General features: G+C 54.1%; 24 protein-coding genes and 1 other annotated feature. Of the genes, 3 read left to right on the forward strand and 21 right to left on the reverse strand.

What is annotated here, in order from left to right; genetic code table 11:
• Positions 1-434: 434 nt before the first annotated feature.
• From M3223_RS22565 to M3223_RS22650, 18 genes are all read right to left on the reverse strand, one after another.
• Entirely contained in the window at positions 435-1,034 is a 600-nt protein-coding gene (locus M3223_RS22565) for a class I SAM-dependent methyltransferase (RefSeq protein ID WP_251565857.1), read from the reverse strand.
• A gap of 79 nt (positions 1,035-1,113) precedes the next feature.
• On the reverse strand, positions 1,114-1,476 hold the full coding sequence (rplL, locus tag M3223_RS22570; RefSeq protein WP_251565859.1) for a 50S ribosomal protein L7/L12: 363 nt from the start codon (positions 1,474-1,476) through the stop codon (positions 1,114-1,116).
• Between the two features lie 122 nt (positions 1,477-1,598).
• Positions 1,599-2,108, reverse strand: coding sequence for a 50S ribosomal protein L10 (gene rplJ, locus M3223_RS22575; RefSeq protein WP_251565861.1), 510 nt, complete (start codon positions 2,106-2,108; stop codon positions 1,599-1,601).
• 61 nt (positions 2,109-2,169) lie between these two features.
• Positions 2,170-2,306, reverse strand: a sequence feature (ribosomal protein L10 leader region).
• Positions 2,307-2,320: 14 nt separating this feature from the next.
• Entirely contained in the window at positions 2,321-3,013 is a 693-nt protein-coding gene (rplA, locus tag M3223_RS22580; RefSeq protein WP_251565863.1) for a 50S ribosomal protein L1, read from the reverse strand.
• A 117-nt stretch (positions 3,014-3,130) separates the two neighbouring features.
• A complete protein-coding gene (gene rplK, locus M3223_RS22585) occupies positions 3,131-3,556 on the reverse strand; it encodes a 50S ribosomal protein L11 (protein WP_021878535.1) in 426 nt (141 codons plus the stop codon).
• A gap of 94 nt (positions 3,557-3,650) precedes the next feature.
• Positions 3,651-4,184: a transcription termination/antitermination protein NusG gene (gene nusG, locus M3223_RS22590; RefSeq protein WP_251565866.1), complete on the reverse strand. Its 534-nt coding sequence runs from the start codon at positions 4,182-4,184 to the stop codon at positions 3,651-3,653.
• Positions 4,185-4,207: 23 nt separating this feature from the next.
• Entirely contained in the window at positions 4,208-4,417 is a 210-nt protein-coding gene (secE, locus tag M3223_RS22595; protein ID WP_251565868.1) for a preprotein translocase subunit SecE, read from the reverse strand.
• 18 nt (positions 4,418-4,435) lie between these two features.
• Positions 4,436-4,585, reverse strand: coding sequence for a 50S ribosomal protein L33 (gene rpmG, locus M3223_RS22600; protein ID WP_021878532.1), 150 nt, complete (start codon positions 4,583-4,585; stop codon positions 4,436-4,438).
• Positions 4,586-4,949: 364 nt separating this feature from the next.
• A complete protein-coding gene (gene sigH / locus M3223_RS22605) occupies positions 4,950-5,600 on the reverse strand; it encodes an RNA polymerase sporulation sigma factor SigH (RefSeq protein ID WP_251565870.1) in 651 nt (216 codons plus the stop codon).
• A gap of 230 nt (positions 5,601-5,830) precedes the next feature.
• A complete protein-coding gene (locus tag M3223_RS22610; protein WP_251565872.1) occupies positions 5,831-6,352 on the reverse strand; it encodes an NYN domain-containing protein in 522 nt (173 codons plus the stop codon).
• A 6-nt stretch (positions 6,353-6,358) separates the two neighbouring features.
• A complete protein-coding gene (gene rlmB, locus M3223_RS22615) occupies positions 6,359-7,144 on the reverse strand; it encodes a 23S rRNA (guanosine(2251)-2'-O)-methyltransferase RlmB (protein WP_251565874.1) in 786 nt (261 codons plus the stop codon).
• The gene (locus tag M3223_RS22620; protein ID WP_251565877.1) at positions 7,137-7,595 is read right to left on the reverse strand and encodes a Mini-ribonuclease 3; all 459 of its coding nucleotides are present in this window, start codon (positions 7,593-7,595) and stop codon (positions 7,137-7,139) included. Before M3223_RS22620 ends, rlmB begins: the two co-directional genes overlap by 8 nt.
• Positions 7,592-9,064 carry a cysteine--tRNA ligase gene (gene cysS / locus M3223_RS22625; protein ID WP_251565879.1) on the reverse strand — a complete coding sequence of 491 codons (1,473 nt, stop codon included), beginning with the start codon at positions 9,062-9,064 and terminating at the stop codon, positions 7,592-7,594. The genes M3223_RS22620 and cysS overlap by 4 nt, the downstream gene beginning before the upstream one ends.
• Before the next feature lie 2 nt (positions 9,065-9,066).
• Positions 9,067-9,768 (reverse strand): serine O-acetyltransferase, encoded by a 702-nt coding sequence (cysE, locus tag M3223_RS22630; protein WP_251565881.1) that lies wholly within the window; start codon positions 9,766-9,768, stop codon positions 9,067-9,069.
• 827 nt (positions 9,769-10,595) lie between these two features.
• On the reverse strand, positions 10,596-12,071 hold the full coding sequence (gene gltX, locus M3223_RS22635) for a glutamate--tRNA ligase (protein ID WP_251565883.1): 1,476 nt from the start codon (positions 12,069-12,071) through the stop codon (positions 10,596-10,598).
• Positions 12,072-12,139: 68 nt separating this feature from the next.
• The gene (gene ispF / locus M3223_RS22640; RefSeq protein WP_251565884.1) at positions 12,140-12,622 is read right to left on the reverse strand and encodes a 2-C-methyl-D-erythritol 2,4-cyclodiphosphate synthase; all 483 of its coding nucleotides are present in this window, start codon (positions 12,620-12,622) and stop codon (positions 12,140-12,142) included.
• Positions 12,623-12,624: 2 nt separating this feature from the next.
• On the reverse strand, positions 12,625-13,359 hold the full coding sequence (gene ispD, locus M3223_RS22645) for a 2-C-methyl-D-erythritol 4-phosphate cytidylyltransferase (RefSeq protein WP_251565932.1): 735 nt from the start codon (positions 13,357-13,359) through the stop codon (positions 12,625-12,627).
• A gap of 87 nt (positions 13,360-13,446) precedes the next feature.
• On the reverse strand, positions 13,447-14,553 hold the full coding sequence (locus M3223_RS22650; RefSeq protein ID WP_251565887.1) for a PIN/TRAM domain-containing protein: 1,107 nt from the start codon (positions 14,551-14,553) through the stop codon (positions 13,447-13,449).
• 365 nt (positions 14,554-14,918) lie between these two features.
• On the opposite strand from M3223_RS22650, the gene M3223_RS22655 reads away from it, so the two are divergent.
• Both M3223_RS22655 and M3223_RS22660 read left to right on the forward strand, forming a co-directional pair.
• Entirely contained in the window at positions 14,919-15,314 is a 396-nt protein-coding gene (locus M3223_RS22655; RefSeq protein WP_251565889.1) for a DUF1573 domain-containing protein, read from the forward strand.
• Between the two features lie 635 nt (positions 15,315-15,949).
• Positions 15,950-16,204 carry a hypothetical protein gene (locus tag M3223_RS22660; protein ID WP_251565890.1) on the forward strand — a complete coding sequence of 85 codons (255 nt, stop codon included), beginning with the start codon at positions 15,950-15,952 and terminating at the stop codon, positions 16,202-16,204.
• Between the two features lie 237 nt (positions 16,205-16,441).
• On the opposite strand, the gene pssA is transcribed toward M3223_RS22660, so the two are convergent.
• The 3 genes from pssA to radA form a co-directional block, all read right to left on the reverse strand.
• Positions 16,442-17,182, reverse strand: coding sequence for a CDP-diacylglycerol--serine O-phosphatidyltransferase (gene pssA / locus M3223_RS22665; protein WP_251565892.1), 741 nt, complete (start codon positions 17,180-17,182; stop codon positions 16,442-16,444).
• Between the two features lie 108 nt (positions 17,183-17,290).
• Positions 17,291-18,367 carry a DNA integrity scanning diadenylate cyclase DisA gene (gene disA / locus M3223_RS22670; protein ID WP_251565894.1) on the reverse strand — a complete coding sequence of 359 codons (1,077 nt, stop codon included), beginning with the start codon at positions 18,365-18,367 and terminating at the stop codon, positions 17,291-17,293.
• Positions 18,368-18,381: 14 nt separating this feature from the next.
• Complete coding sequence (radA, locus tag M3223_RS22675) at positions 18,382-19,758, reverse strand: DNA repair protein RadA (protein ID WP_251565896.1); 1,377 nt, start codon at positions 19,756-19,758, stop codon at positions 18,382-18,384.
• 138 nt (positions 19,759-19,896) lie between these two features.
• On the opposite strand from radA, the gene M3223_RS22680 reads away from it, so the two are divergent.
• Positions 19,897-20,613: a response regulator transcription factor gene (locus M3223_RS22680; protein WP_251565898.1), complete on the forward strand. Its 717-nt coding sequence runs from the start codon at positions 19,897-19,899 to the stop codon at positions 20,611-20,613.
• The last annotated feature ends 1 nt before the right edge of the window (position 20,614 follow it).

A 20,614-nucleotide genomic window follows, 5' to 3' on the forward strand; every position in this document is an offset into this window, starting at 1 on the left:
AACCTCACCCCTCATGTCTGCTTCTCAGCTTGATAAGCGTCCTCATGACCTAGACCGCACAGTCCGAATAGCCTGCCGCACCCATGCTTAGAAGCTAAGTGCGCTGTGGTAAATAAAGAAAAGCCCTTATCGAATAGGGTTCGAAAAAAGAGCATGCTTTCGGCCTGAAACCTCGGTCTCCCCACAGGTGAGCCACCGTGAAAGAGAGACGGTCTCCTATCATGTAATTTTGCCCAAAATCTAAACATTATACGTCAAAAACCAGATTTGTATGCATCTAGCAACAAATAAATAATTCTTGACATTTTAGCGGACTAAAGAGAATCCACCTATTTTAATGCTGACATTTTATAATACTACCACAAATGAAAAATCGAGTCAAACAAAAATAAGAAATAAGTCTCTTTCCAAATCAAAAGGCCGATTCGCTCTAACTATGCTTTAATAGCACGGAAAATCCGATAGCCCTTATCCTTACCTACCTCAACTACTTTGCCATACATCTGTTGAAGCTTCGCCTCCGCTGAAGGAGCCCCTTGCTTCTTCTGTATGACGACCCACATGCTGCCGCCGGGACGCAGATAAGCAGCACCCTCTTCAAAAATGCGGTGTACAACCGCCTTGCCCGCCCGAATCGGAGGGTTAGTCAAAATTACATCAAAAAGCTCTGTGCCGGCATTCTCATAGAGATCGCTTTGTCGAATTTGAACATTTCCGATAGAGTTGCGGCGCGCATTCTCCTTCGCCAGCTCAATGGCCCGCTCGTTGACATCAAGCATAACCGCTTCACCGCGAGGCGCAAGCCGAGCCGCTGTTAAGCCAATCGGCCCATAACCGCAGCCAACGTCCAAAACCCGGTCCGCTTCGCTAATCTCCATCTGCTCAATCAAAAAGCGGCTTCCGTAATCAATGCCCCCTTTTGAAAATACCCCGTTGTCCGTCCAAAAGCGGAAGTCGAAGCCGCGCAGCTTCGTTGTATGCTCTTGCCGGTTCTCCTGTACCCCTGGAGTTTTGGAATAATAGTGATCCGACATACGATACCTCCATTCTCATAGAAAGAGAACCCCTTGGAGCCGGAGCGGTTCCAAGGGGTTCCAGTATGCCTAAGCAGTCTTATTTTACTTCTACAGCCGCGCCAGCTTCTTCGAGCTTTGCTTTCAGAGCTTCTGCGTCTTCTTTGGATACTTTTTCTTTGATTGCTTTTGGAGCGTTGTCTACGAGTTCTTTTGCTTCTTTCAGGCCCAGGCCCGTCAGCTCGCGAACAACTTTGATAACGTTGATTTTGGAAGCGCCAGCGCTCGTAAGGATTACGTCGAACTCGGATTGCTCAGCAACTTCTGCTGCGCCGCCGCCAGCAGCTACAACCGTAGGTGCAGCAGCTGTTACGCCGAATTCTTCTTCGATTGCTTTAACGAGATCGTTCAGTTCCAGAACGTTCATGCCTTTAATGGCTTCAAGGATTTGCTCTTTGCTCATGGTTGAACCTCCATATGGGTTTAGTTTTTTTGGTGTATCATAATCCGGCTAAGCCGGGATGCATTTGCTTTTAAGCCGTCCGTACTCCCCGCAAAGCGAAAAGGCGAACCTGCGATAAAAACTTACGCTTGTGCTTCTGCCTCTTGCTTCTCGCCAACAGCTTTGACCGCGAGGGCAAAGTTGCGCATAGGAGCTTGGAGGACGCTGAGGAGCATGGACAGGAGACCGTCGCGGGACGGAAGCTCTGCCAGTGCTTTGATTTGAGCCGCGTCAACGACTTGGCCTTCCAGAACGCCGCCTTTAAGTTTCAGAGCGTCGTTTTTCTTTGCGAAATCGTTGAGGATTTTAGCTGGAGCTACAACGTCGTCACCGCCGAAAGCGATGGCCGTTGGGCCTGTCAGCACCTCGTTCAGACCCGCCAGATCAGCGGATTCCGATGCACGACGAACGAGGGAGTTTTTAAGAACTTGGAACTCGATGCCCGCTTCGCGAAGCTGCTTGCGCAGTTCCGTTACTTGAGCCACGTTCAGTCCGCGGTAGTCAGCAACAACCGTAGTCGTGCTGGCTTTCAGCTTGGAGGAGATCTCCTCCACTTGCTGTTGCTTGGACTCGATTACTTTTACATTTGCCATTTGTGTACACCTCCCGTAGTAATATCTCTTGCATCCTTCGATCGGCTGACCTTCAACCTGCCGGTGCATGAATAAAGGCCTCCGCCAAGACAGCGAAGGCCATGATGGTACGTTTACGAGAAACGTTTATCATAACACCTCGGTAGGAAATTAAGCCGCTTGGGCACCTACTGTCTTAGGCATGCGTGTTCTAAAGTTAGGAATCGCAGCTCTTAGCGGAAGTTGGAAACGTTGACGCGAGCGCCAGGTCCCATCGTCGAAGATACAGCGATGTTTTTCAGGTAAACCCCTTTGGCGGATGCCGGCTTCGCACGGTTCAGAGCGTCAAGAAGCGCTTTGAGGTTTTCGTTCAGCTTTTCAGCGTCGAACGAAACTTTACCGATTGGAGCATGGATTTGACCTGCACGGTCAAGGCGGTATTCGATCTTACCGGCTTTGATCTCCTGAACAGCTTTGGTCACATCGAACGTTACCGTACCGGCTTTAGGGTTAGGCATAAGGCCTTTACCGCCGAGGATACGTCCAAGTTTACCGACTTCAGCCATCATGTCAGGCGTAGCCACGCAGACGTCGAATTCGAACCAGCCTTGCTGGATTTTGTTGATCATGTCTGCATCGCCGACAAAGTCAGCGCCTGCAGCTTCGGCTTCCTTCGCTTTTTCGCCTTTAGCGAAAACGAGGACGCGCTTTGTTTTACCAGTTCCGTGTGGCAGTACTACAACGCCACGAACGGCTTGGTCTTGTTTCCGCGGGTCAACGCCCAGACGGACTGCCACTTCGACGGACTCGTCGAATTTGGCGGATGCGGCTTTTTTCACGAGCTCGATTGCTTCAGCCGGCTCGTAAGTCGCTTCGCTGTTGATCAGCTTAGCGGCTTCTTGGTACTTCTTGCCATGCTTGGCCATAATGAACTTCCTCCTTATGTGGTAAATAGCGGAACCGCCTCTTAGCAGCAGCTCCTCCCACAGCAAAACCGGGGGTTTTACTCAGGGCGGCGCTCTTCAGCGCCGGCTAGATTGGCATTAGTCGACGATTGTAACGCCCATGCTGCGAGCAGTACCTTCGACCATGCGCATTGCAGCTTCTACGGATGCAGCGTTAAGATCCTGCATTTTTTGTTCCGCGATTTCACGAACCTTGGAACGGTTAACCGTAGCGACTTTTTTCTTGTTCGGTTCGCCGGAACCCTTCTCGATGCCTGCTGCTACGCGGAGCAGTACGGCTGCCGGAGGAGTCTTCGTTTCGAACGTGAACGAGCGGTCTTCAAATACCGTGATAACAACCGGAATGATCAGGCCAGCCTGGTCTGCCGTACGAGCATTGAATTCCTTACAGAACGCCATGATGTTGACGCCTGCTTGACCGAGTGCAGGACCGATTGGCGGAGCCGGGTTGGCTTTGCCAGCTGGAACTTGCAGCTTGACCAGTTTAATGACTTTTTTTGCCATGAGTTACACCTCCTGCGATCCAACTAGTAACCTGACGCGATCTCTCGCGTCCGCCCGTAGGACTAGGCCTACAGTGCCGGAAACAACCGGTTCATTATACCTTCTCAACCTGGGTGTAGTCAAGTTCAACCGGGGTTTCCCGTCCGAACATATTGACATGCACTTTGAGCTTGCTTTTGTCGAATTGAATTTCTTCGATAACTCCGACAAAGTTAGCAAACGGACCAGCGGTCACGCGCACGGTTTCTTTCAGCTCGAATTCCATCTTCGGCTTAGGTTCGGACATTCCCATGTGACCGAGAATAGCGTCAACCTCTTCCGGAAGCAGAGCGGTCGGCTTGGAGCCGGAGCCTGTCGAGCCTACGAAGCCTGTTACACCAGGCGTATTGCGAACAACATACCACGAGTCGTCGGTTTGAATCATCTCAACCAGGACGTATCCCGGATAGACTTTGCGCATGACGGTTTTTTTCTTGCCGTCCTTATTCACGATCTCTTCTTCCATCGGAACAAGCACGCGGAAGATCTTGTCCTCCATGCCCATCGATTCAACACGGCGCTCAAGGTTGGCTTTCACCTTGTTCTCATAACCTGAGTAAGTATGAACCACATACCATCTTTTTTCCATCCCAATCCACCTTTGGACCCTTCTTAAACGATCAGTTCAACCAGTTTAGAGATCCCGATGTCAAGAAGCCAAAAGTAAATCGTCACAAACACGATCGTCACGAGCACGACGGTCGTATAGCTTGTCAACTCTTTACGGTTTGGCCAGCGAACTTTCTTAAGTTCAGCCCAACTGTCTGCGAAGAAACCGAATGTTGACCCGAAGTTTTGCTTAATCTTTGCAAGAAAAGCCACCTGAACCCACCTCCATGACTATCTCGTCTCGCGGTGAGGAGTGTGCTCGTTGCAAAACTTGCAGAACTTCCTCATCTCCATACGGTCGGGGTGATTACGCTTGTTCTTGGTGTTCGTGTAATTCCGCTGCTTGCAGTTCGTGCAAGCCAGAGTGATGATTACTCGCATTAAAGTCACCTCCCGGCACAATAATTGGTACTGCTCCACAACGTGCGAATGGACCCAAAAAGGCCTCAGGCCTGATCCGAGTCACTCTCAGTACCTTATCATACGGGATTCTCGCATGTCAATGTAATTCCTAGAGGCCCGAAAAGCCGGGAGCCCGCGCGGGGAGCGAGCAAACAGGCGTTTAGCAGCCGTGCCGCAGCTTCATCCGGCATCGGGTCCGGGCGCTGAGACGGCCGCTTACAGCCATTTGCCTTGCTGCAACCAGTATAGCCCGTAACTCCGGCTTCTTAAACCGCAAGGGACTGGTCCGCCCTAGTCTTCATAAAAAAAGACCCCGAAGGGTCATGCAGCCGATAAGCCGCAGTTATACGCTGACGTTGCGAAGCTCCAGGTATTTCTCCAGCTTGCGCTTAACGCGCTGCAGAGCGTTGTCAATTGACTTCACATGCCTGTCCAAATCAACCGCAATCTCCTGATAGGAGCGGCCGTCCAGATAAAGCATCAACACCTTGCGCTCAAGTTCGCTCAGAATCTCGGACATTTTGTCCTCAAGACCGACGAACTCCTCTTGATTGATGATAAGTTCTTCCGGGTCGCTCACTCTCGTGCCGCAGATGACATCAAGCAGCGTACGGTCGGAATCCTCGTCATAAATCGGCTTGTCCAGGGAAACGTACGAATTCAGCGGAATGTGCTTCTGCCGGGTTGCCGTCTTAATTGCCGTAATGATCTGCCGGGTGATGCAAAGCTCGGCGAACGCTTTAAAAGAGGCGAGCTTGTCCCCGCGGAAATCGCGGATGGACTTGTAAAGCCCGATCATCCCCTCCTGAACGATGTCCTCCCGATCGGCGCCGATCAGGAAGTAGGAACGGGCCTTCGCCCGCACAAAGTTCCGGTACTTGTTGATCAAGTATTCAAGAGCCTCGCTGTCGCCTATGCGCACCGCCTCGACGACATCCTCGTCGGTCCGGCAGTCATAATCATGCGTACTCCATTCTTTGAGGTCGATGCTCACAAACTATCCCTCCGGCCTTCAAAGCATGCATTTCTAGTCTATTCATAAAAGGCTGATACCGGTCAATATTGCCAAAAAAGAATAAGCCAAGTATACAGGACGTCTCTTGACACCGTCAATGCAAACGAGCGTTCTATTCCCATTAGGAAATGCTATAATTGGGTTAAGATGGGTTGAAACCGTTTCACTGACGGCAATAAAACTGACATAATTGTAACGTTATTGTGAACTTACTCCCCCCGGCGCATCCGTTCCAGCTTCATACGCGCCTCCAGGCTTAGATTCCCGTCGATGGAATTCCGTCCGCGCGGCTTCTCCTCCCGCAAGGAACGGGCAATCTGCTGCCGGTTCTGCTCCAGCTCCAGCTGCAGCTCCCGGGCGGACAGGCGCAGCGCGCCTTTGCCGAAGGCGACATGCTGCTCCACCGAATCTGAGGTTGCCACATAGATGCTGCGGCTTCGCTTGCGGAGCTCTCCCGCCAGTCTCTCTATGCACTCATCGGCAGTTTCTTTCTCTTTTGTGAATACGACCGTAATTTTATACTGCTTGTATTCGGAACGGCTGCCGGGAACCTGATGCGCGTCGAACACCACGTAAACCGACATCCCCGTAAAACCTTGATAATCGGCGAGCAAATGAAGGAGCCTTTCCCTTGCCTCCTCCAGATTGCTTTCCTTCAGCCGTTCCAGCTCGGGCCACGCTCCGATAATGTTGTAACCGTCCACCAGCAGGACGTCCGGCTGACGGGTCATCGCCGGCTAAACGCCCCTGCGCTGCCGGACAACCTCGTACATGAGCACGCCAGCAGCAACGGAAGCGTTCAAGGAATTCAACTGGCCGAGCATCGGCAGCTTCACCAAAAAATCGCATTTTTCGCGAATCAGCCTGCCCATGCCCTTCGCCTCGTTGCCGATAACCAGCGCGAGCGGCAGGTTGAAGTCGGTCCGGTATACATCACCGCTGGCGCTCACATCGGCTCCTGCGATCCAAATGCCTTCCTGCTTCAGCATTTCAATCGTCTGAGCCAAATTAGTGACGCGCGCCACAGGCACATGCTCCGCTGCTCCGGCGGATGTTTTCCATACCGTTGCAGTCAAGCCGGCAGCCCGGCGCTTTGGAATAATGACGCCGTGCACACCGGTGCATTCCGCCGTTCTCAGGATGGAGCCGAGATTATGAGGGTCTTCGATCTCGTCCAAAATAAGCAGCAGCGGCGTTTGCCCGCTGGACTTGGCCCGCGCCAGCAGCTCGTCCACCTCAGCGTAGCGGTAAGCAGCCGCCTGAGCGACAACTCCCTGATGCTGAACCCCCAACCCTAGCTGGTCAAGCCGACGCTTATCGACAAATTGCACAACGATGCCCGCATGTTTCGCCTCGGCAATAATAGGCGACACCGACTGTTTTTGCACCGTGTCGGCAATCCAAATTTTATTCAGCTCCCGGCCGGAGCGGAGTGCTTCGAGGACGGGATGTTTGCCTGCGATCCAATCCTGCCCCTGCTCTTGCTCCTGCTCCGTGTTTTGAGTCGTCCTGTTGTTAGCCATGCCCATTCTCCTTCCGGCGGTCTTCATCCCATTCCTTAAATACCGCCGACATCAATTCCCGGATTCTTTCGACCCGGCCTTTATAGTATAAAAATCCGATCAGGCATTCCATTGCCGTTGCCAGCCGGTAATCATGCGGGTCTGCATTTCGCGGCGGCTGCCCGGATTTTGTATTGCGCCCGCGGCGCACGACATCCTGCTCTTCCTCGCTCAGCTGCGGCGCCCATAACTCCAGCCACCGCCGCTGCGCTTTGGCGCTGACGATGCCGGTAGCCGCGCGGTGCAGCTGATTCGGCTTCAGCTGCACTCCAGCGATAAGATGCTGCCTGACCAGCAGCTCGAACACTGCGTCGCCGGCATACGCCAGCACGACGGGATTCAGCAGCTCCGGCGTTTTTGACGGCGGCTCGAACGGCAGCGGCTGCATGGTGGCTTCCGCATGTTCACTCATTTGCGCCGCCACCGGATGCCCTGCGGCGTATCCTCCAGAAGGATTCCCTGCTCCGCCAGCAGATCGCGAATCTCGTCGGCACGCTTCCAATTTTTGTCGGATCTCGCCTGTGTGCGCTCTGCAATAAGCGCGTCCACTTCCGCATCCAGAAGCCCCGCCGCTTCGGCGGAAGCCGGCAGAAGGCCGAGCACGCTGTTCATGGTATCCATTAGTCCTATCATCGCGTCAATCAAGCGGGCAGGCACAACCGGCTGCTTGAGCAGTCCGTTCGCCTCCGCTACGAGCTCGAACAGAACGGTTATCGCATCCGGCGTATTAAAATCGTCGTCCATTTTGGACGTAAACCGCACGGTTAGCTCCCGAAGCCGGGCGTCCAGCGTCTCATCACCAGAGGAAGGCTCGTAGCGCAATGTGCCGACTGGCGCTCCAGCGTTAACCGTAAAGCCCGCCTCGTGAGAGCCGTCTGGCGATACCGCGTTCAGCCGGTGCTCCAGGTTAACGCGGCAATTGGCGATCCGTTCCACGCTGCCTAATGCCTGCTCTACCGTATCGTCGCTGAAATTCAGCGGCGCCCGGTAATGCCCGGAAAGCATAAAATAGCGAATCGCTTCCGGCTTGATGCGCTTCAACAGCTCGTTGACGGTTACGCCGTTGCCGAGCGATTTCGACATTTTTTGATTGTCAATGTTAATAAATCCGTTATGCATCCAGTAATTCGAGAGCGGCTTGCCGGTCAGCGACTCCGACTGGGCGCATTCGCATTCATGATGCGGGAACTGAAGATCGTTGCCGCCTCCATGGATGTCCAGCGTATCGCCCAGATACTGCCGCGCCATGGCGGAGCATTCGATATGCCAGCCCGGACGGCCTGGCCCCCATGGGCTTTCCCAGCTGATTTCGCCCGGCTTGGCGCCTTTCCACAATACGAAGTCCTGCGGATCTTCCTTGCGCTCGTCGATGCCGATACGGATGCCAAGCTGCAGCTCCTCCATATTTTGATGGGACAGCTGGCCGTAATCCGCGAATGATTTTGTGCGGAAATACACATCGCCGGCGCTCGGATATGCGGCTCCTTTGCGAACCAATTCTTCAATAAAAGCGACGATTTGCGGGATATGCTCCGTCACACGCGGATTAAAAGTCGCCCGCTGTACGCCGAGCCCCTCTGTGTCCTCGTAAAAAGCCGCTATGAACCGCTCCGCCACCTCCGGCACCGTCGTGCCGAGCAGCTCCGCCTTGCGAATCAGCTTGTCGTCGACATCCGTAAAGTTGACCAGGAAGTTCACGTCGTAACCGACCGCTTCCAAATAACGGCGGACAACGTCGAAAAAGATCGCCGGCCGCGCATTGCCAATATGAATGTAGTCGTAAACGGTCGGACCGCACACGTACATCTTTACTTTACCCGGTTCTTGGGGAATAAACGCTTCCCGTTTCCGGCTCATTGTATTGTAAATATGCAAACTCATCGTTAAAGCTCTCCTCCGCCTGCCGGCATTTTGACCGGCTGCTGCTCCAAGGGCTTCCGCGAGGCGGCGCTTCCGCGCAGCTCCTCCACTTCGGCCCTCAGGACGTTAATTTCATTTTGCATGCTTCGGAACATTTCAATAACCGGATCGGGCAGCTTTGTATGATCCAGCCTGTCGCCGACGCGCAGGCCGTTTTGCTTCACGATACGGCCAGGATTGCCCACGACCGTGCTGTTGTCCGGCACTTCGCGCAAAACAACGGAATTGGAGCCGATGTTGCAGTTGTCTCCAACCCGGAACGAGCCCAGCACTTTGGAGCCGGACCCGATAACAACGTTGCTGCCAATTGTCGGATGACGCTTGCCCCGCTCCTTGCCGGTACCGCCGAGCGTCACGCCTTGGTAAATGACGACATCGTCTCCGATCTCGCAAGTTTCCCCGATTACAACGCCCATTCCGTGGTCAATGAACAGACGGTTGCCGATCCGCGCTCCAGGATGAATCTCGATGCCGGTCATGAACCGGCTGACCTGGGATACGATACGCGCCAGCGTGAACAGTCTCTTCTTGAACAGCATATGCGCAACCCGGTGCGCCCAGATCGCATGCAAGCCGGAGTAGGTAAAAACCACCTCAAACATGCTGCGCGCGGCGGGATCATTGTCGAATACTGCCCTTATGTCTGATTTGATATGTCGTAACATGCCTTTAGCCCCCTATATGGACTTCATGCTCCCGTCAGGCGCGGCGCTTCGTGCGGGCCGGGACCAGGAAGAGACCTCTGCCAATAAGCAATTAATACGGCTTCGCCGTCGTTTCGACAACAAAGCTTGGATACTTGGGTGGAAAATGAACCCGCTAAGCCGCTTGCAGTGATATAAGGCGTTTCGTTGCGTTAGCGGTTAACAGTTAATCGTTACAATTGCCGCACTTTACGCAAAAAAGCCCCCACAGCCCAAGGGCTGCAGAGGCGCAATATCGCGGTTCCACTCTGCGGTACAGGGCCAGCCGCCAGTCCGGATGCACGCCGCCGCAGCAATTGCTGCCTATGGCATAACGTTGGACAAGCGGCCGATTACAGCCCTGTATCTCGATGCCCTTAACGCGGGCCGGACGTTGCCGCCTACCTCTGCGGGCCCCGTATGCAAATAAACGGAAACCGCAGGCTCGGAGCAAGGCTCACAGGTGCATTGGACGCGCCGCCAGGGATGGACATCTTGCAGCCGCCCGATTGCCGTAGCCTTTTGCATAATTCGCAAAAGACCGGCTGCGTGACGGATGTCCTCTCTGCAATCCCGGATATGGCGTTCCTCTCCTGCTCATAGCCTGTTGGCTCTGATGCACTTAACAATTACCTTTAGTATACTCCTAAAGCCGCAAAGTGCAAGGAGCTAAGCGCCAAGGGCCGCGCAGCGGCGAGGCTGCCCGTTTGCAGCATCCGCTGCTGACGGAGCTTGTCACGTTCACACGTTCCAACACTCCATAACGCAGGCCACTGGCACTCCCCGTCCAGCCAAGCAGTTGCTTCCGGTTAACCCTGCAGCCGCGCGCTTACTCTTCCCGCTACTTTTTCGCGGCCGAGCAGCACGATGGTGCGGTTCAGATCGGGGCCGTGCGTCTGCCCCGTCACTGCGGCGCGAATCGGCATAAACAGCGCTTTGCCTTTGCAGCCGGTTTCCTTTTGCACGGATTTAATCAGCGCCTTGATGCCGTCCTCATTCCACGCTTCCGGCTCCAGCGAATCCAGTCCCGCGCGGAAAGCAGTCAGCACCGCAGGCACCGTTTCTTCCGCCAGCACCTCGCTCGCCTCCGCCTCGTCCTGGTATTGCTCCAGGAAAAACAGCTCGGTTAGCGGCACGATTTCCGCACCCCAGCGCAGCTTATCGCGGTACAGATCGATCAGATCGGTCGCCCACGCTCGTTCTGCTGCGTCAAGCTCCGCGCCAACGCGTCCGGCTTTTTGCAGATGCGGCAGGCACAGATCGACCAGACGCGGCAGCTCCAGCTTTTTGATATATTCGTTGTTCATCCACGCCAGCTTAGTCGTGTCGAATACCGCAGGGCTGCGGCTAAGACGCGCGGAATCAAACGCCTCTACCAGCTCCTCGCGGGTAAACATCTCCTGCTCGCCCTCCGGCGACCAGCCAAGCAAGGCGATGAAATTGAACAGCGTTTCCGGCAAAAAGCCGAGCTGCTCGTACTGCTCGATGAACTGAATAATCGACTCGTCGCGTTTGCTCAGCTTTTTGCGCTGCTCATTGACGATCAAAGTCATGTGACCGAACAGCGGCGGTTCCCAGCCAAGAGCTTCATATATCATCAGCTGGCGCGGAGTGTTGGAAATATGATCCTCGCCGCGCAGCACGTGGGAGATGCGCATCAGATGGTCGTCAACCGCAACCGCGAAGTTATAGGTCGGGATCCCGTCCTTTTTGACGATGACAAAATCGCCCGTTTCCTTCGTGTCGATGCTGATCGTGCCTTTGACCATGTCGTCCCATGTATAGGTGCGGTCCTGCGGAACGCGGAAACGGATGCTCGCCACGCGGCCTTCCGCTTCAAACGCTGCCTGCTGCTCCGGCGTCAGATCGCGGTGGCGGCCCGAGTAGCGTGGCGTTTCGCCGCGCGCCGTCTGCTCCTCGCGCTCCTGCTCCAGCTCTTGCTCTGTGCAATAGCAGCGGTAAGCAAGCCCTTGGTCCATTAGCTGCTGCCAATATTCGCGGTAAATGTCGAGACGCTCCGTCTGGCGGTAAGGGCCGTAGCCTCCCCCGATGTCCACGCTTTCGTCCCATGTAATGCCAAGCCAGTTCATATACTTGAGCTGGCTTTCCTCGCCTCCGGCAACGTTGCGCTTCACGTCCGTATCCTCGATCCGAACGATGAATTTGCCGCCATGCTTGCGGGCGTATAAATAATTGAACAGTGCGGTACGCGTATTGCCGATATGCAAATGGCCCGTTGGGGACGGCGCGTAGCGGACGCGGACCTCCTGGTTAGCTTGTGCCATGAGACGTTGATCCCCCTCAATTAAATTGCCGAAATTAGTCTGAAAATCTCAAAAATAAGTGCCTCTGATCATAGCATATTCTTAACAAGGCAGACAACAGCCTGAGCGGCGATGCCCTCGCCTCTGCCCGGGAAGCCGAGCTTCTCCGTCGTGGTCGCTTTTACATTGACCTGATCCCCCGTCGCTTCAAGCGCGCTGGCGATAATGTCCACCATAGCCGGGATGTAAGGAGCCATTTTTGGCGCTTGCGCAATAATCGTGCAGTCCAGGTTGCCGAGCCGGTAGCCGCGCTCCTTAACCAAGCCCCATACATGCTCCAGCAGCTTCAGGCTGTCCGCATCCTTGAACGCAGGGTCCGTATCCGGGAAATGTTTGCCGATATCGCCAAGCGCCAGCGCGCCGAGCAGCGCATCCGCTACGGTGTGAAGCAGCACATCCGCATCGGAATGGCCGAGCAGCCCTTTTTCGTATGGAATCGTGACGCCGCCGATAATGCACGGACGCCCCTCCACCAGCTGATGGACGTCGAAGCCTTGTCCAACTCTAATCATATTTAGTTTCCCCTCTCCCGCTGTGCCAAAAGGAATTCCGCATACGGCAAATCCTCCGGCGTTGTAATCTTGATGTTCGTATATTCACCCTCTGCCACCGACACCAAATCGCCGAGCCGCTCCACCGCCATCGCGTCGTCCGTGCCAAGGAAGCCGTCACGCAGCGCCTGTTCATGCGCTTCCAGCAGCCGGACACGGCGAAAAGCTTGCGGCGTTTGAATCGCCCACAAGCTTTTCCGGTCCGGCGTAGCCGTAATGACGCCATTCAAGTCGACCTGCTTGATCGTGTCTTTGACCGGAACCGCCAGCACGGCCGCCCCCGTCTCCTCCGCCCGCTTCAGGCAAACGCGGACCGCATCCGCCGTAACGAGCGGCCGCACGCCGTCGTGCACGAGCGCCCATTCCGACTGCAAGCCGGCGAGGCCAAGCCGTACGGAATGCTGCCGCTCGCTGCCGCCCTCCAATACCGCCGTCACCTTGGACAAGCGGTAAGAGCGGCACCATTCCCGGCACCGCTCCACGTCGGACGCTCCCGTCACAAGCACGATTTCGGCGATTTCCGCCATACTCTGGAACAGCTCCAGCGTATGAATAAGCACCGGCTTGCCGCGCAGCTCAAGGAATTGTTTGCTCTCTGCCGTGCCCATTCGCGTGCCGCGGCCCGCCGCTACGATGACTGCGCCCCAGCGGGGCTTGTCCGCCGCTTCGGAATGAACCTGCCGGGCCTTATCCGGCATTCCCACAATTGCGCCGTCCGCAGGCTTCCTGCTGTCTGTCAATCCGCTCACATCCCGCCGTAACGATTATTTCCTTATCATACCTTGTTACAGCGCTTTTTCCAACAGCTTTGGCTTGGCGAAAATCATCCGGCCCGCAGACGTTTGCAGCACGCTCGTAACGAGCACCTCCATCGTCATGCCGATGTAATCCCGGCCGCCCTCGACCACGATCATCGTACCGTCATCCAAATAAGCAACGCCCTGCCCATGCTCCTTGCCGTCCTTGATAATCTGCACGACGATTTCCTCACCCGGCAGCACAACCGGCTTAACCGCATTTGCCAGGTCGTTAATGTTCAGCACGGACACGCCCTGCAGCTCGCATACTTTATTGAGATTAAAATCATTTGTAAGCACTTTGCCGCGCAGCACCTTTGCCAATTTGACCAGCTTGCTGTCCACCTCGCCGATCTCCTCGAAGTCTCCCTCGTAGATCAGCACCTTCACATCAAGCTCTTTTTGAATTTTGTTCAAAATATCCAGCCCGCGGCGGCCGCGGTTGCGCTTGAGCAGGTCGGACGAGTCCGCGATATGCTGCAGCTCCTCCAGCACAAATTCAGGGATGACAAGCGTTCCTTCAATAAATCCGGTTTTGCAAATGTCTGCGATCCTGCCGTCGATGATGACGCTTGTGTCCATAATTTTATGCTCTTCAAAATTGACCGGCTCCACCTTTTCCGGCTCGGGCAGAGCCTTTGGCTGCAGCAGCGTTTGAAGCCCCTCGGACAGCTCTTCCTTTTTGCGGACGCCAACCATAAGGCCGATGTAGCCGAGACCAAGCGTCAGCAGCGCCGGTACAATCATCGCCGCCGTCTCGGGCAGCCGGGAAACGGAAGGATACAGCAGCGCGGAGAGCACCAGGCCTCCGGTCAAGCCCGCCGCTCCGGCAAGCAGATCCGCCGCCGGCAGTTCGGAAGCGCGGCGCGCGCCTTCTCCGAGCAGCCGCTGTATGCGGCCTGCGAGCGCAGTCGCGAGCAACAGTCCGCAGAAAGCTCCTACGGCAAGGCCGGTGTAATAGCCAAATGAGCCATAACCGCCGGCGAGCGGGCTGTAGCTGCCGACTCCGGCAGACATTCCCGTACCAATTCCGGCTTGAGAGCCGAGCATACCGCCAAATACAAGTCCTAGTAATTGCAGAATACGTTTTAACATATCGATTTTGCCACCTCCATTAGCCAGTATGTTCCAATTCCAATGCGGCTAAACCGCGCAGGACCGCAACTTTTTAGGCAATAGAGCTCTGTCTCATATGAAGGATTTCTCATAAAGCTTATTTCGTTTTTGTATTCCGCCGAAGGCAAGCTTATAATAGCTCTATACAAGGTGAACGGCTGATGCCGACCTTGGCGAACCAACAGGTTTCATTCCGAAGAAATATGAGAGCACAGTATAATAGGTACTTATACTTTCTTATATTTCAAGGGTGAAGCGGCTACGCCGTCATTGGCGGAGCAGTGCGTTTCATTCCGAAAATAGTTATTTTTTTTAGGATAAAACATGCGAAAGAGGTGGGTACGATGAGCGCTCCAACGCTTAACGAGTTTCAGCAGCAGGTATCGGAATTAATTTTGCGGCACCGCAGCGTGCTTGATGTACTGTCCAAGTTCGGCCAGACCGGGGCAGCGGTCAACCGTGCTGTAGCTAAAACCGTCACCGAATGCGGCTGTGTCGAGATTCAGGCCACAAAACAGCCTTACTCGGACGATCCTGAGCTGGAAACAGCCAAAAAGCTGCTGGAAACCCACATGGACGGCTCCGTTTGCGAGAACTGCCGCGACGTGCTCAAAGCCGAGCTGGGCCGCAACCTGTTCTACATGTCCGCTCTTTGCAACCTGCTTGAGATTGATCTGGATGAGGTCGTAAAGGCCGAATCGGCTAAATGCTCCACGCTCGGCGTGTTTAATCTGACATAACCCTTATAAGCACAAAAGATCGCGATCCTTCCTTGTGGAAGGGTTACGCGATCTTTTTTTGTGTAGTGAACCGCCAATAGGGTCAAAATTGGTCTTCTTGGGGGGGCAGCTGGGCCGTTTGGGACGAGATAAGACCTATATCGGGCTTATTTAAGCCCAGCAGTGCTGTTTGGGATGAGATAAGACCAATAATGGGCTTATTTCATCTCACCTGGGCTGATTGCGGCGAAATAAGACCTATAACGGGCTTATTTCAGCTCACTCAGGCTGTTTGGAGCGAGATAAGACCTATAACGGGCTTATTTCAGCTCACTTAGGCTATTTGAATCGAAATAAGACCTATAACGGGCTTATTTCAGCTCACTTAGGCTATTTGAATCGAAATAAGACCTATAACGGGCTTATTTCAGCTCACTTAGGCTATTTGAATCGAAATAAGACCAATATCGGGCTTATTTCAGCTCACCTGGGCTGTTTGGGACGAAATAAGACCAATATCGGGCTTATTTCAGCTCACTCAGGCTGTTTGGGACGAAATAAGACCTATAACGGGCTTATTTCAGCTCACCTGGGCTGTTTCGGGCGAAATAAGACCAATAACGGGCTTACCCAGATAGAATAGGAAGGTAGCAACGATGAGTGAAAGATGGATTTATTACGAACCTGGAAGTTATGCCATTACAGCGCATTTTAATGGAGCTGAAATACTAGATGAAATTATCGCTCATCATGAGCAAAGTTATATCGGCGAAGAGATGCTTAACCTTTATTTAGATCTTTATGAGTATGAGGCCGAACGCCAGAACAGTTCCAATGGGAGAAGGGCTTTTCAGAAGAGGATGGAACACTACTTCGATATTAAAGGATATAACTTTTATCTCAGCCAGTAACCATAATATTCGAAATGCGCGGCAGAGGCCAAGAGAAGAAACTCGCTTGAGCAGGTTTCTTTTTTTAGGGTGTTTGATGCCCTTAAGGAGAAGCCGTGCGAGCAATTTTCGTCCTATGACTATGACGGCAAACGAGCAACGTGCTCCCGCCTAGCCCCGCCAAATATCTATAAGAATCAAACAAAAAAGGCAATCCCCAAGCGTTAAGCTGGATGGGGATTGCCTTTTATTTCAGACCTAAACGCTATGCTTCGATCTCCGTTCCTCGTCGCCCTTCTTGCGGCGGCTGCGGCGGCGGAGACGCCCGTGAACGTTAACGTTTTTTTTTAGGCCGTACAGCGCATAGATCAGCAGCGGCACAAAAATGATTTTGCTCAGCTGATCGGGAAACGCAATACCAAGCGCCACTGCAATGACAACGACGATGGGAATGCTCCAGATCGCGCTCTTAGGCAGGCCGAACTTCTTGAAGTTCGGATACTTCACGGTGCTGACCATCAGCAGAGCCAGAGCAAGCGTGCTCGCCATGAGTACCCAAGGCTGAATGTCCTTGTAAAACAGCGCCAGCGTCGCCAGAATGCCGCCAGCTGCCGGAATCGGCAAGCCGACAAAATATCCCGGTATTCCGCTGATGACATTGAAGCGAGCCAGCCGGAGCGCGCCGCAGATCGGGAAGATCGCGGTGACAATCCAGGAAGCCGCGTCGGAGTTCAAATCCTGAAACGCAACTACATACATAATGAAGGCCGGAGCCACCCCGAAGGAAATGACGTCGGACAAAGAGTCGAGCTCCTTGCCAAACTCGCTCTGCACGTTCAGCGCGCGGGCTACCCGACCGTCGACGCCGTCCAGCAGCATCGCGACGATAACCATCATCGCGGCCATTTCCGGTTTATCGTTAAACACGAGAATGATCGACACAATCCCGAGGAACAGGTTACCTATCGTAAAAAGACTCGGCAATGATTTTGCAAACACGCGTTTCCACCTCATCTCTACTATGCCCGGTGGAGCTTGAAATCAGGCATGGAATATTTTCCACCTTCATCCATTAGAGCCCAATGGCATTCCCCCATTCTAGGGGAATCAGATTTGCCTGTCAATGAACATTTGATCTTGAATACGCCGCAATCCTTCCTTAATGGCGCGGGCGCGAACCTCGCCGATTCCGTCCACCTCATCCAGTTCAGCGATTGTCGCCATGACGATATTCGGCAGGTTGCCGAATCGCTCAATCAGGTTATTCATAATGACGAGCGGCAGGCGCGGAATCCGGTACATCTGACGGTAACCCCTTGGCTGTACCGCTTCATCCACAATGGAAGAGCCTTGCGGGTAGCCCAGCAGACGAATTACATGCGGAGCATCCATCAGCTCGTCGTTGCTGAGCTTTTTGAGCCCCATGCGGATCTCCCGCAGCTTCTCATCGCTGTTGTCGCGGGCGTAGTCCTTGAGCAGGAACCAGGCGTCCTCCTCCACTCCGCCGATCAGCTCCTCCATCTGCATGCTGATCAGCCGGCCTTCCGTGCCGAGCTCATTGACGTAACGCTTGATTTCCATTTTGATGCGAAGCACCATTTCCACCCGGTGAATGACATGCGCCACCTCTTGCATCGTGACTAACTCCTCGAACTCCAGCGCGGACAGGTTCGTGAACGATTGACGGAGCACCGCTTTGTATTTCTCCAATGTTTGAATCGCCTGATTGGCTTTGGTCAAAATAACTCCCATGTCTTTTAGCGAATATCTAAGATTACCCATATACAGCGTAATAATATTGCGCCGCTGCGAAATTGATACCACTAGCCTTCCGGTTTGCTTGGCTACCCGCTCTGCGGTACGATGGCGAATACCGGTTTCGGTCGAAGGCGTGGAGGGGTCCGGGATAAGCTGAGTATTGGCGTACAGAATCCGCTTCAGGTCCTCGCTAAGGATGATCGCACCGTCCATTTTGGCCAGCTCATACAAATAATTGGGCGAAAACTCGCAGTTGATTGAAAATCCGCCGTCGACAACCTCCATAACCTCGGGGCTGTATCCAACAACAAGCAGCGCGCCGGTTTTGGCCCGCAGCACATTATCAAGCCCTTCCCGGAAAGCCGTCCCCGGGGCGACCAGCTGCAGCAGCTGGTTCGTTATTTCAATTTCTTTTACTTCCTTCATAATCTGGCAACCCCCTATTCCAGCGCCGCGCGTAATGCCTCCGCGACCGTATTTACACCGATAATTCGAATATCGTCCGGCGGCTTCCACCCCTTGAGGCTTTTTTCCGGCATAATCACTCGCTTAAAGCCCAGCTTTTGAGCTTCCTTAACCCGCTGCTCCGCACGCGACACGGCACGCACCTCACCCGTAAGTCCAACCTCGCCGAAAATAACGTCATCGGGCTTTGTCGGAGCGTCCTTGAAGCTGGAGGCAAGCGCCACCGCCGCCGCCAAATCAACAGCCGGCTCATCCAGCCGCACTCCGCCTGCCGCATTCAGGTAAGCGTCCTGCGTCTGCAGGAACAAGCCAATCCGCTTTTCCAGCACGGCAATAATCAGCGCCATGCGGTGATGGTCGTAGCCGGTCGACATTCTCCTCGGTGACGGGAAATGCGTCGGCGCGACGAGCGCCTGCAGCTCCACGAGCACAGGACGAGTTCCCTCCATGCTGGCAACAACTGTGGAGCCGGATACGCCGAGCGGCCGCTCCGACAGAAACAGCTCCGACGGATTGGCCACCTCGCGCAAACCGTCCTCACCCATTTCGAAGATGCCGATTTCATTTGTGGAGCCGAACCGATTTTTGACCGCCCGCAGAAGCCGGTAGGAATGATGGCGCTCTCCCTCGAAATATAGGACGCAATCGACCATATGCTCCAATAATCGCGGTCCGGCAATTGCGCCTTCCTTCGTCACATGGCCGACCAGCACCGTGGCGATGCCGCTAATCTTGGCTGTGCGCATGAAATGCGCCGTACACTCCCGCACCTGGGCAACACTGCCCGGAGCCGACTGGACGCTTGGATCATAAACCGTTTGAATGGAGTCGATGACGAGAAAATCAGGCTTCAGCGAATCGATGGCATCATTAATATGCTCCATATTCGTTTCGCAAAGCACATAAAGCGATTCTGTCAGCGCCCCAAGTCGATCCGCGCGCAGCTTTGTCTGGCGGACGGATTCCTCGCCCGAAATGTACAGCACCTTAAGCCCCGCCGAGGCAAGCGCATGGGAAGTTTGCAGCAGCAGCGTAGACTTGCCGATACCAGGATCTCCTCCGACAAGAATTAGCGATCCGGGAACGACGCCCCCGCCCAGCACCCGATTGAGCTCGCCTATGCTGCTCTCGATGCGCGGCTCCTGTCCCGTATTAATATCTATGATGGAACGCGGCTTTTCTTTCGTCACACGGCCCATCGGCCCGGACAGGCCGACCCCGGCCGTCTTGACGACCGTTTCCTTTTCTTCAACCATCGTGTTCCATTCGCCGCAGCCCGGACACTTCCCGAGCCACTTTGGCGACTCTGTCCCGCAGTGCGTACAAGCGAACTTAACTTTTATTTTGGCCACAACAGGCTCCTTAAAGATCAGACGTATCCTTCAAAGTTTACCATTTCGCCGTTCTCCATTAAAGGCAAACAAAGAAAAAAGTAAGAATTTCAACAGAACTTGTTCGTTATACTGAACAGTAGAAAGGATGATGAGCCGTTGAAAGAATATACCGTGCTGATGGTCGACGATGAAGCGGAGATCATCAAGCTGATGAGCTTATATTTAAAACAAGAGAACTTCCGCCTGCTGACCGCTCCCAACGGAGAGGAGGCGCTTCAAATTATTGACCGCGAACCGGTCGATCTCGTTGTGCTGGATGTCATGATGCCCGGCATGAACGGGATCGAGGTGTGTATGGAAATTCGCGAGCGCAAGCAGATGCCGATTATTTTTCTCTCCGCCAAAAGTGAGGAGATCGATAAAATTCACGGCCTAAGCGTTGGGGCCGACGATTATGTATCCAAGCCGTTCGGGCCGCTGGAGCTCGTGGCGCGTATCAAAAGCCAGCTGCGCCGTTATGCCGCGTACCAGACTCCGGCAGAAGAGGCCCGTCTCAACCAAAATAACGACGGCATCTTGATTCATGACGGTATTATGCTGAATCCGCTCACACGCGAGGTTACCGTTGAAGATCAAGATGTGCGCCTCACACCGAGGGAGTTCAGCATTTTGGAGCTGCTGATGCGCAGCCCGGGGCGAGTGTACAGCATTGAGCAGTTATACGAAAACATTTGGCAGGAGCCGTTTTTTGAATCCGGCAATACCGTCATGGTTCATATCCGCAAACTGCGGGAAAAAATTGAACAAAATCCGCGCCAGCCCCGGTATATTAAAACCGTTTGGGGCGTCGGCTACAAGATGGATCGGAGCTGAG

The sequence above is a fragment of the Paenibacillus pasadenensis genome, from assembly GCF_023715725.1.
GTDB lineage: Bacteria > Bacillota > Bacilli > Paenibacillales > Paenibacillaceae > Paenibacillus_O > Paenibacillus_O pasadenensis_A.